The 10,418-nt window shown below is 68.5% G+C and carries 11 protein-coding genes and 1 tRNA gene; 5 read left to right on the top strand and 7 right to left on the bottom strand.

All coding sequences use genetic code 11. The annotated features are described in order from the left end of the window. The 3 genes from A9X04_RS25030 to A9X04_RS25040 all read right to left on the bottom strand — a co-directional run. On the bottom strand, window positions 1–500 hold a 500-nt coding region (locus A9X04_RS25030; RefSeq protein ID WP_304442411.1), incomplete at its 3' end, for a carboxyl transferase domain-containing protein. A gap of 11 nt (window positions 501–511) precedes the next feature. Then, the gene (locus A9X04_RS25035) at window positions 512–1,162 is read right to left on the bottom strand and encodes a CoA transferase subunit B (protein ID WP_067926554.1); all 651 of its coding nucleotides are present in this window, start codon (window positions 1,160–1,162) and stop codon (window positions 512–514) included. Then, on the bottom strand, window positions 1,159–1,905 hold the full coding sequence (locus A9X04_RS25040; RefSeq protein WP_067926557.1) for a CoA transferase subunit A: 747 nt from the start codon (window positions 1,903–1,905) through the stop codon (window positions 1,159–1,161). Before A9X04_RS25040 ends, A9X04_RS25035 begins: the two co-directional genes overlap by 4 nt. A gap of 191 nt (window positions 1,906–2,096) precedes the next feature. Between A9X04_RS25040 and A9X04_RS25045 the strand changes: the two genes are divergently transcribed. Next, window positions 2,097–2,753, top strand: coding sequence for a TetR/AcrR family transcriptional regulator (locus tag A9X04_RS25045; protein ID WP_067926560.1), 657 nt, complete (start codon window positions 2,097–2,099; stop codon window positions 2,751–2,753). Window positions 2,754–2,815: 62 nt separating this feature from the next. Continuing rightward, window positions 2,816–3,595, top strand: coding sequence for an MmpS family transport accessory protein (locus A9X04_RS25050; protein WP_156764529.1), 780 nt, complete (start codon window positions 2,816–2,818; stop codon window positions 3,593–3,595). A 4-nt stretch (window positions 3,596–3,599) separates the two neighbouring features. On the opposite strand, the gene A9X04_RS25055 is transcribed toward A9X04_RS25050, so the two are convergent. After that, window positions 3,600–4,940 (bottom strand): MFS transporter, encoded by a 1,341-nt coding sequence (locus A9X04_RS25055; protein ID WP_067926563.1) that lies wholly within the window; start codon window positions 4,938–4,940, stop codon window positions 3,600–3,602. Between the two features lie 186 nt (window positions 4,941–5,126). Between A9X04_RS25055 and cmrA the strand changes: the two genes are divergently transcribed. Then, entirely contained in the window at window positions 5,127–5,933 is an 807-nt protein-coding gene (gene cmrA / locus A9X04_RS25060; RefSeq protein ID WP_067926579.1) for a mycolate reductase, read from the top strand. A gap of 3 nt (window positions 5,934–5,936) precedes the next feature. Here the strand turns inward: cmrA and A9X04_RS25065 are convergent, their stop codons facing one another. Beyond that, on the bottom strand, window positions 5,937–7,508 hold the full coding sequence (locus A9X04_RS25065; RefSeq protein ID WP_067926567.1) for a helicase HerA-like domain-containing protein: 1,572 nt from the start codon (window positions 7,506–7,508) through the stop codon (window positions 5,937–5,939). Window positions 7,509–7,629: 121 nt separating this feature from the next. Between A9X04_RS25065 and orn the strand changes: the two genes are divergently transcribed. After that, window positions 7,630–8,277: an oligoribonuclease gene (orn, locus tag A9X04_RS25070; protein WP_067926570.1), complete on the top strand. Its 648-nt coding sequence runs from the start codon at window positions 7,630–7,632 to the stop codon at window positions 8,275–8,277. A 46-nt stretch (window positions 8,278–8,323) separates the two neighbouring features. Then, a tRNA-His gene (locus A9X04_RS25075) sits at window positions 8,324–8,399 on the top strand. A 31-nt stretch (window positions 8,400–8,430) separates the two neighbouring features. Here the strand turns inward: A9X04_RS25075 and A9X04_RS25080 are convergent. After that, window positions 8,431–9,627 (bottom strand): Ig-like domain-containing protein, encoded by a 1,197-nt coding sequence (locus A9X04_RS25080; protein ID WP_067926573.1) that lies wholly within the window; start codon window positions 9,625–9,627, stop codon window positions 8,431–8,433. 126 nt (window positions 9,628–9,753) lie between these two features. After that, on the bottom strand, window positions 9,754–10,418 hold a 665-nt coding region (locus A9X04_RS31135; protein ID WP_067926582.1), incomplete at its 5' end, for a DMT family transporter.

The following is a 10,418-nucleotide window of genomic DNA, read 5'->3' on the forward strand; positions in this document are numbered from 1 at the left end:
GGGATTTCCTTGGCGCTCATGGTCGCCTGGTTGTAGAAGATCCGGCCGAAGTGCTCGCGGTCGGGGAAGACCTCGTCTTGCCGCGGGAGGAACGCACCCCCGGAGTCCACCAGGTAGATGCACGGCAAGCGGTTCTGCAGCGCGACTTCCTGCGCGCGCAGGTGCTTCTTGACCGTGATCGGGTAGTAGGTGCCACCCTTGACCGTGGCGTCGTTGGCGACGATCACGCACTCCCGCCCGGACACCCGGCCGATCCCGGTGATGATTCCCGCGCCCGGGGACTCGTCGTCGTACATGCCGTTTGCGGCCAGCGGGGCCAGCTCCAAGAACGGGCTGCCCGGGTCGAGCAGTCGGTCCACCCGCTCGCGCGGCAGCAGCTTGCCACGACTGACGTGGCGTTCGCGCGCGCGTTCGTTGCCGCCCAGCGCCGCGGCCGCCAGCTTGGCGTTCAACTCGGCGACCAGCCGGCGGTGCTCTTCGGCGAACGATGGCGCGGTCATCACTGTTGAAGTCACGAATGCCTCCCGGTTGTCGCCAGCACAAGCGGCGGTTCGGTTTTGTCCAGCACCTCGTCGGCCGAGACGCCGGGGGCGGTCTCGATCAAGTGCAAACCGTCGTCGCGGACGTCGATGACGGCCAGATCGGTGATGATGCGGTCGACACAGCCCGTGCCGGTCAACGGAAGAGTGCACCGCGCAACGATTTTCGGGCTGCCGTCGCGCGCGGTGTGCTCCATCATCGCGATCACCTTGCGGGCGCCGTGGACCAGGTCCATCGCGCCGCCCATTCCCTTCACCATCTTCCCGGGAACCATCCAGTTGGCCAGGTCGCCGGTGGCCGAGACCTGCATCGCCCCCAGCACGGCGACGTCGAGATGTCCGCCGCGGATGATCCCGAACGAGTCCGAGGAACCGAAGAAAGCAGCACCCGGCATCGTGGTGACCGTCTCTTTGCCGGCGTTGATCAAATCCGCGTCGGCGTCCTCGGGCCGCGGATAGGGTCCGACGCCCAGGATCCCATTCTCCGAATGCACGACGACGGTGACGCCGGGCGGGATGTGGTTGGGCACGAGGGTGGGCATCCCGATGCCGAGGTTGACGTATTGGCCGTCCTCGAATTCCGCGGCCACCCGCGCCGCCAAACCCTCTCGGCTCCAACTCATTGCCGCACCGTTGTCTTCTCGATCGGCTTGTCCGGTTCGGGCACGTGCACGATCCGCTGCACGAAGACGCCCGGGGTGTGCACCGTCGCGGGGTCGATCTCTCCCGGCTCGACGAGGTGCTCCACCTCGGCGATGGTGACGGTGCCGGCCCGCGCACAGTCCGGATTGAAGTTGGCGGCGGCCCGCCGGTAGACGAGGTTGCCGTGCCGGTCGCCCTTCCAGGCGTGCACCAGCGCGAAGTCGGTGCGGATGGCCCGTTCCAGGACATAGGTGACACCGTCGAATTCACGGGTCTCCTTCGGCGGTGACACCACGGCCACCGCGCCGGATGCGTCGTAGCGCCACGGCAACCCACCGTCGGCGACGGGAGTCCCGACGCCAGCGGGGGTGTAGAAGGCCGGGATACCCATCCCGCCGGCGCGCAGCCGCTCCGCGAGCGTGCCCTGCGGGGTGAGCTCCACCTCGAGCTCACCTGCGAGGAACTGGCGAGCGAACTCCTTGTTGTCACCGACATAGGAGGCGACGGCCCGGCGAATCCGCTTGTGCTCCAAAAGATGAACCAATCCGACGCCGTTTCCGCCGCAGTTGTTGGACACCGTCTCCAGGTCACGCACGCCGGTCGTCACCAGCGCGGCGATCAGCGCCTCGGGGATGCCGCAGAACCCGAAGCCCCCCACCGCCAGGGAGGATCCGTCGGTTATGTCGGCAACCGCCTCGGCGGCCGTCGCCACCACCTTGTCCATCGCCGCAGCAGCCTCCTTGCCGTCGGGCGGGGTTTGAGTTAATGCTCATTAACTCGCCGCTGAGAATACCATCGCCGACCCCACCGGTCCAGAAACGCCGTCCCGGCGCCGTGCCACCCGTTGTCGCAGGTTAATCGCGAATAACTCGTGCTAAGTTAGTGGCGATTAACCAACTGGACCGGGGGTCCGTCATGACAACGTCCACCTCCGACGGGCCGCCCGGCTCTGCCGATGCCCCGAAGCGTCGCAGCCAGCTGAAATCCGACCGGCGCCTGCAGCTACTCTCGGCGGCCGAGCGGCTGTTCGCCGAGCGCGGCTTCCTCGCCGTGCGGCTGGAAGACATCGGCGCCGCCGCCGGTGTCAGCGGGCCGGCGATCTACCGGCACTTCCCCAACAAGGAGTCGCTGCTGGTCGAATTGCTGGTGGGCATCAGCGCGCGGTTGCTCGCCGGCGCCCGCGACGTGCGGGCCCGCAATTCCGACGCGGCCGCGGCGCTGGACGGTTTGATCGACTTCCATCTCGACTTCGCGCTCGGCGAGCCGGACCTGATCCGCATCCAGGACCGCGACCTCGCGCATCTGCCCGTGGCCGCCGAAAAGCAGGTGCGCAAAGCGCAACGCCAGTACGTCGAGGTGTGGGTCGGGGTGCTGCGCGAGCTGAACCCCGACCTGGCCGAGGCCGATGCCCGGCTGACCGCCCACGCGGTGTTCGGCCTGCTGAACTCGACGCCGTACAGCATGAAATCGCCGGACGCCTCGCGCGGCAAACCCGCCCGCGCCGCGCGATCCCGCGCCGTCATGCGGGCGATGACGGTCGCCGCGCTCGCCGCCGGCGGCGAGCGCCCCTGAGTCCCCGCCGTGAGGTGATTCGCCGTTCCGGCGCTCGGCGCAGGTACTCTGCAAACCATGAGGTGGACATGAACGATTCACGTCCCACCGACCGGCTCAGTCCGTCTCTGCCGCGATCGGGGCAGCAGGGCCCGTGGTACCCGCCGCCGGCTGATCCGGCCTACGCCGATCAGACGCCCTACGCGCCCGCCTACGGCGGGCAAGCACCGCCGTGGGCAAACGACACCAACACCACCAAACAGCTGCCGGCGTACTGGCAGCACGAGCTTCCCCCGTCGGGCCAACTGCCTTCCCCGGGCCTGGCTCCCCCGCCGCCGGAGGGCCCGAAACCCCCACCGCGTTGGCTGTGGATCGTCGCCGGTGCAGCCGTGCTGCTGGTGGTCGCCTTGGTCATCGCCCTGGTGCTGGTGAACGACGCGATCAAGACGCAGACCGCCGTCCCGCCGCTGCCCGCCATGCCGGAGACGACTCCGACCATGCCGAGCCCGTCGACGCGCCCGTCCCAGCCGCGCATCCCGGCCCCGGTGCCGCCGACCGGCGGCTCGCCGACGCCCAGCGAGTCGCCCGGACCGGCCGGGATGCAAGACATCGTCTACAGCGTGGCCGGCGACGGCCGGGCGATCAGCATCATGTACATCGACACCGGGGACGTCATCCAGACCGAATTCAACGTCGCATTGCCCTGGAGCAAAGAGGTCAGCCTGCCCAAGGCGGCCACGCACCCCGCCAACGTCACCATCGTCAACATCGGCCACAACGTCACCTGCTCGGTCACCGTCAACGGGGTGCAGATGAGCCAGCGCGTCGGCGTGGGCCTGACAATCTGCGACGCCAGAGGCTGAGCCGCTACGTCGGTTCGGCCGCGAGGGCACCGCGCGCAGGGACCCGAACCGCCAGCATGGCGAGCAGGCCGGCGATCAGCACCAGCGAGATGCCACCGAGGCCTGCGCGCACGGCGCCGAATATGTCCACGAACACGGAGAACAACCACGGCGCGACGAACGCCACCGCCCGCCCGGTCATGGTGTACAGGCCGAACGCGACGCCTTCCCGCCCGTGCTTGGCCATCTGCAGCAGCAGTGCACGTGAGGACGACTGCGACGGCCCGATGAACATGCACAGCAGCAGGCCGCACGTCCAGAAGGCCACCGAACCCGACAGCAGCATCAGGGTGAGGCCCAGAACAACGATCGCGGCCAGCGACCCCACGATGACGGGCTTCGACCCGATCCGGTGATCGACGAACCCGCCCAGCACCGCGCCCACCGCCGCGACCACGCTGGCCACCACTCCGAAGATGAGCACGTCGCCCTGGGAGATGCCGTAGACGTTGACGCCGAGCACGGCGCCGAAAGCGAAGATCGCCGCCAGCCCGTCCCGGAACAGCGCGCTCGCGAACAGGAAGTAGACCAGGTTGCGGTCGCGCCGCCATTCGGCGGACACCTCCGTGAACAGCTTGCGGTAGCCGCCGAGCATGCTGGTCGGCTCGTGCACCTCGGCCGAGTCGGGAAGCCGGTGTGCGACGAACAGCAATGGCAGGGCAAAGATCGCCAGCCACGCCGCCGCGACCAGCATCGCCTCCCGGACGTAGAGGCCGTCGTGAAGAGGCACCCGCAGCAGCCCCCGCGTCGCGTGCGGACCCGAGCCCGAGCCCGAGATGAACCCGCTGTAGACCACCAGCAGCAGCAGGACGCTGCCGACGTAGCCCGCCGCCCAGCCCAACCCGGAGATCCGGCCGGCGGTCTGCGGCGTCGAAAGTTGGCGCAGCATCGCGTTATACGGGACGCTGGCCAGGTCACCGCACGCCGCCGTCGCGCCCATCAGTACCAGCCCCGCCCACAGGTAGCCGGGGCGATCGTGGACGAAGAACATCGCACACGTGAGCGCGACGGCGAGCGCGGTCAGCACGCTCAGGGCCACCCGCCTGCGATGCGGCGACTCCACCCAGACGCCGACGGCCGGAGCCAGCAGCGCGACGGTCAACCCGGCGATTGCCGCCGCACGCCCCAACCAACTCGCCGGCGTGGTGCCGCCGGAGATGCCCACCCCCACGCTGCTGGTCAGGTACACGGCGAAGACGAAGGTCGCCACGATCGCGTTCAGGCCGGTGGAGCCGCAGTCCCACAGCGCCCACGCCACCACTCGGGACGGCACGGGCGTGAGAGAACGCGACGACGGCTGGCCCATGCCCGGCAGCCTATGTGTTCCGCAGTCGACCCGCCGCGCCCGGCTTCGCCGCGCTCGCGATCGCTGCGTTGTGTTCCGCAGTCGACCCGCCGCGCCCGGCCGCGCCGCGCTCGCGATCGCTGCGTTGTGTTCCGCAGTCGACCCGCCGCGCCCGGCCGCGCCGCGGCGGCTGTCTACGATTGGCTCATGCCGATCCCCGCTCCCAGCCCGGACGCGCGCGCCGTCGTCACCGGCGCTTCGCAGAACATCGGTGAAGCGCTAGCCACTGAACTGGCCGCCCGCGGCCACAGCCTGATCGTCACCGCCCGGCGCGAAGACCTGCTCAACGCGCTTGCCGCCCGCCTGAGCGACAAGTACCGCGTCGCGGTCGACGTGCGGCCCGCGGACCTGGCCGATCCCGGCGAACGCGCGAAGCTGTGCGACGAACTGGCCGCCCGGCCCATCTCGATCCTGTGCGCCAACGCCGGCACCGCGACCTTCGGTCCGGTGGCGACGCTGGACCCGGCGGTCGAGAAGGCCCAGCTGCAGCTGAATGTGCTGGGCGTGCACGACCTCACGCTCGCGGTGCTGCCCGGCATGGTCGAGCGCAGGGCCGGCGGCATCCTGATTTCCGGTTCGGCTGCGGGCAATTCGCCGATCCCCTACAACGCGACCTATGCGGCCAGCAAGGCGTTCGCGAACACCTTCAGCGAGTCGCTGCGCGGCGAACTGCGCAACTCGGGTGTACACGTCACGCTGCTGGCGCCGGGACCGGTGCGCACCGACCTCCCGGATGACGCCGAACGGTCGCTGGTCGAACGGCTGGTGCCGGACTTCCTGTGGATCTCGACCGAGCACACCGCGAAGCTGTCGCTGGATGCGTTGGCGCGCAACAAGATGCGGGTCGTACCGGGCCTGACGTCGAAGGCGATGTCGGTGGCCAGCGGGTACGCTCCCCGCGCTATCGTCGCGCCGATCGTGGGCAGCTTCTACAAGAAGCTCGGCGGCGGCTAAGGGTCAGCGGCGGCGGCCTCGGCCGGTGCCGAACAGGTTCTTCGTAATCTCGCGTATTGCCGTGTTGATACCGCTTTTCACGGTGGGGTTGTTCAGCACCTCCTCCCACACCGCGGGCCCTTTCGGCTCCGCCGGCGCCGGCATCGGCGGTGGAGGCTCGTTGCGCGGCACCGGCGGGTACTCCGACTGCGCCTGCGGTGGCTGCGGCGCACCGGCGTGTCCGTCCCGCGGACCGGCCTGGGGCTGCGCCGGTCGTTGAACCGTTTGACCGTATTTCGCCTGCAGCGGACTGTCTTTCGCCGCCCGCGCGATCGCGTCGTCACCGATCGAAGCCATCAACGAGCGCGGCACCCGCATGCGCGTCCACGCGACGGGGGTGGGCGCGCCCTTCTCCGACAGCACGGTGACGACGGCCTCCCCGATGCCCAGCGACGTCAACGCCGATTCCAGGTCGTAAACATCGGTTTTCGGATAGGTCCGCACGGTCTTGGCCAACGCCTGCTGGTCGTCGGGGGTGAAGGCCCGCAGCGCGTGCTGGATTCGGGCACCCAGCTGGGAGAGCACGTCGTTGGGCAGGTCCGTGGGCAGCTGCGTGCAGAAGAACACCCCGACGCCCTTGGAGCGAATCAGCTTGACGGTCTGCTCGACTTGCTCCAGGAACGCCTTGGACGCGTCGGCGAACAACAGGTGCGCCTCGTCGAAGAAGAAGACCAACTTGGGCTTGTCGACGTCACCGACTTCGGGCAGCACCGCGAACAAGTCGGCGAGCACCCACATCAGGAACGTGGAGAAGATGACCGGGCGCAGCGACTGACCGCTGAACTCGAGCAGCGAGATGATGCCGTGGCCCTGATTGTCGACGCGCAGCAGATCCTGGGGGTCGAGCTTCGGCTCACCGAAGAACGTGTCGCCGCCCTCGGCGGCGAGGTTCACCAGCGCACGCAGGATGACGCCGGCCGTCGTCGGCGAGACCCCGCCGAGGTCTCTCAGGTCGGCCTTGCCCTCGTCACTGGCCAGGTGGCTGATGACGCCACGCAGATCGTCCAGCGCCACCAGCGGACGATCGTTCTCCTTGGCCCAGTGGAAGATCAGTCCCAGCGTCGACTCTTGAGTGGCGTTGAGCCCCAGCACTTTCGACAACAGAACCGGACCGAAGCTGGCAACGGTCGCGCGGACCGGCACGCCCACGCCGCCGGTGCCCAGCGACAGGAATTCGACCGGGAATCCGGTGGCCGCCCAGTCATCGCCGGTGTCCTTGGCGCGCGCCGCGGTCTTCTCGTTGGCCTCCCCCGGCCGGGCCAGGCCCGACAGGTCGCCCTTGACGTCGGCCATCATCACCGCAACGCCCGCGGCGCTGAGTTGTTCGGCGATCAGCTGCAGCGTCTTGGTCTTGCCGGTTCCGGTGGCGCCGGCCACCAGACCGTGCCTGTTGATGGTGGACAGCGGGATGCGGATCTGGGCCGTCGGGTCGGCCGCGCCGTCGACGACGACCGTGCCCAGTTCGAGCGCCTGCCCGTCGACGGCGTAGCCGTTCGCGATCCGGCGCGCGGGCGTCTCCGCCGATTCGGCACTCATCGTGGCGCACCCCCCGTTCTCCAGTGGTTCGGCATGCGGTCCGGCAACGCTCACCCTACTTCTCCGAGGGATTTGGGGGCGACGGGCAACGTAAGTGCCGCCTGGGCCTAGTGTGAGCGCTGTGCGAGACGAGTTGGTGTGGATCGACTGCGAGATGACCGGGCTGGATCTCGGGTCGGACAAGCTGATCGAGATCGCGGCCCTGGTCACCGACGCCGATCTGAACATTTTGGGGGACGGCGTCGACGTGGTGATCCACGCCGACGAGGCCGCGCTGTCGTCGATGATCGACGTCGTCACCGAAATGCACACGCGTTCAGGGTTGATCGACGAGGTGCGGGCGTCCACCGTGGACCTGGCGACCGCCGAGGCCATGGTGCTCGATTACGTCGGCAAGCACGTCAAGCAACCCAAGACGGCGCCGCTGGCGGGCAATTCCATCGCCACCGACCGCGCGTTCATCGCCCGCGACATGCCCGCGCTGGACTCGTTCCTGCATTACCGGATGATCGACGTGAGCTCCATCAAGGAACTCTGCCGGCGCTGGTATCCGCGCATCTACTTCGGCCAGCCGGTCAAGGGGCTCGCCCACCGGGCGCTGGCCGACATTCACGAATCCATCCGCGAGCTGCGGTATTACCGCCAGACCGCGTTCGTCGCCCCGCCGGGGCCGTCTACCAGCGAGATCGAGGCCGTGGTCGCCGATCTGGACGGCGGAAAGGGCACACCGGGACCAATCGATTCGGCCCCCGAGCCACCGACCGGCTAGTATCGACGTCGCCGCTCGTTGGCCGAAAGGCCGGATGGCGGCAATGGTGGCTGTAGTTCAGCTGGTAGAGCACCAGGTTGTGATCCTGGGTGTCGCGGGTTCGAGTCCCGTCAGCCACCCCACTCGGCAGGAAGTACGCTCCTGCCCGACGCGTCAGGTGTTGGCGTTGCCCGCTTTCCACTGCGGCCAGGGGATGTTCCAGTCGCCCAGGCCCTCGGTGCCCGGCAGCGTCGGTCCCACGGTGTTGATCACCTCGACGACATCGCCGCTCTTGCTGTGGTCGTAGAACCACTCGGCGTTGCTGGGGCTCACGTTCAGGCACCCGTGGCTGGTGTTGGTGTGACCCTGGGCGCCGACCGACCAGGGCGCCGAGTGCACGAAGACGCCGCTATAGGACATCTGGGTGGCCCAGTCGACTTCGGTGCGATATCCGTTGGGCGAGTTGACCGGAACGCCGTAGGTCGACGAATCCATGATGATGTGCTTGAAGCGGCCGCCGATGATGTAGAAGCCGTTGTCGGTTGGCGTGCTGTCCTTGCCCATCGACGTAGGCATCGTCTTGACCACTTCGCCGTTGACGCGCACGGTCACGGTCTTGGTGGTGTCGTCGGCGGTCGAGATCACCTCGTCGCCGACGGTGAAGTGCGTCTTGACGTTGTCCTCGCCGAACATCCCGTCACCCAGGTCGACGCCGTAGGTGTTGACCGCCACATCGATGGCCGTCCCCGATTTCCAGAAATGCTCTGGGCGCCAACGCACTTCGCGGTTGTTGAGCCAGTAGAACGCGCCCTCGACGGGCGGGTTCGTGGTGATGGTGATGGCTTTCTGCGCCGCCGCCCGATCGGCGATGTTCTCGTCGAAGCGGATGGCCACCGGCTCGCCGACCCCGACGACGTCACCGTCGCCCGGATAGACGTAGGGCATGGTCAGGTGAGCCGGGGAACTGGTCTGGAAGGTCATCTGCCGATTCGCGGCGCCCCCCATGCCCAACGCTTTGGCGCTCAGCGTGTAGCGCCTGTTGTAGCCGAGTTGCTCGGTGGTAGACCAGCGCAGACCATCGGGGCTCAACTGCCCGCTGATCGACTTGCCGTTCTCGTTGACCATGCTGACCGATGCGAGGACGCCGCCGGCGACGCTCACCGTCACCGGCGCATCCACGGTGACGCCGACGGCCCCGTCGGTCACCGAGGCGGTCAGCTTGGGGACGAGCAGATCGGCGAATGGAGTGCCCTTGTCGAAGATGACCCTGGCCGGTGCCGCGGTGTGGCCACTGCCGCAGGCAACGCCGAAGACAGCAAGCGAAGCGATCGCGGCAGCCAGCCACGACCGTCGTCTGCGCAAAGGCGTCATCGAGTGACCTTCCACGAAAATCGATGTAGTTGGTCACCGCTGACCAGAAACAGTGCATGCATTGTAATGGGTTTTTCGTGCGCGCATGCCGACATCGGCGGGCCCGCGATCGGGTGTCGCGGACCCTCAGGCCGGTTGGCCGACCGTGTCGCGGAGTTCGGCCTCGACCCGATCGCGCGTCGCGCCGGCCTCGACACGCGCGAGCCGGACGATGGCCACCGCGACCACCAGGACGGCCACCGCCAACGCGACCATCCCGGCGCGGCCCGCGCTCAACGTCTCGTCGAGCACCACCACCCCCAGCACCGCCCCCACGACCGGCTGTGCCACCTCAAGCGTGGGCATCGACGCGGTCAGCGGTCCGGCTCGAAACGCCGCCTGGCTCGACGCCACCCCGCCCACGATGACCACAATCGCCGCGTAGAGCTCCGGGGCTCGGATCACCGCCCATCCGCCATCGCCGAGCCGGGCGACGACCTCCTTGGCCAGAACGGCGAAGATCCCCCACAGCGAACCCGATACGAGCGCGAACAGCACCGCGGCGGCGGCGCCACCGAGGATGCGGCCCGCAACGACGCAGGCGACCAACAACGGGCCGAGGGCGACGGCCACCACGGCCCAGGTGCGAAGCGGTGCGGTGGCCTGACCGGCCTGCGGATTGCCGACGACGACGATCACGGTCACCGCGGCGGTGAGCAGGCCGGCCCACATCCACTCGGCCCCGGTCACCCTGCGATGGAACAACCGGGCGTTGATCGGCAGCGCGAACAGCAGCGAGCACATCAGCAGCG

Origin of the sequence: Mycobacterium sp. E3247 (assembly GCF_001667785.1) — a bacterium.
Classification (GTDB): domain Bacteria; phylum Actinomycetota; class Actinomycetes; order Mycobacteriales; family Mycobacteriaceae; genus Mycobacterium.

Bases quoted from the DNA above. Each gene is read 5' to 3' on its own strand.
- A9X04_RS25040 (WP_067926557.1), bottom strand. From the start codon at position 1,905: ATGGACAAGGTGGTGGCGACGGCCGCCGAGGCGGTTGCCGACATAACC.
- A9X04_RS25045 (WP_067926560.1), top strand. From the start codon at position 2,097: ATGACAACGTCCACCTCCGACGGGCCGCCCGGCTCTGCCGATGCCCCG.
- cmrA (WP_067926579.1), top strand. From the start codon at position 5,127: ATGCCGATCCCCGCTCCCAGCCCGGACGCGCGCGCCGTCGTCACCGGC.
- A9X04_RS25065 (WP_067926567.1), bottom strand. From the start codon at position 7,508: ATGAGTGCCGAATCGGCGGAGACGCCCGCGCGCCGGATCGCGAACGGC.
- A9X04_RS25035 (WP_067926554.1), bottom strand. From the start codon at position 1,162: ATGAGTTGGAGCCGAGAGGGTTTGGCGGCGCGGGTGGCCGCGGAATTC.
- A9X04_RS25055 (WP_067926563.1), bottom strand. From the start codon at position 4,940: ATGGGCCAGCCGTCGTCGCGTTCTCTCACGCCCGTGCCGTCCCGAGTG.
- A9X04_RS25080 (WP_067926573.1), bottom strand. From the start codon at position 9,627: ATGACGCCTTTGCGCAGACGACGGTCGTGGCTGGCTGCCGCGATCGCT.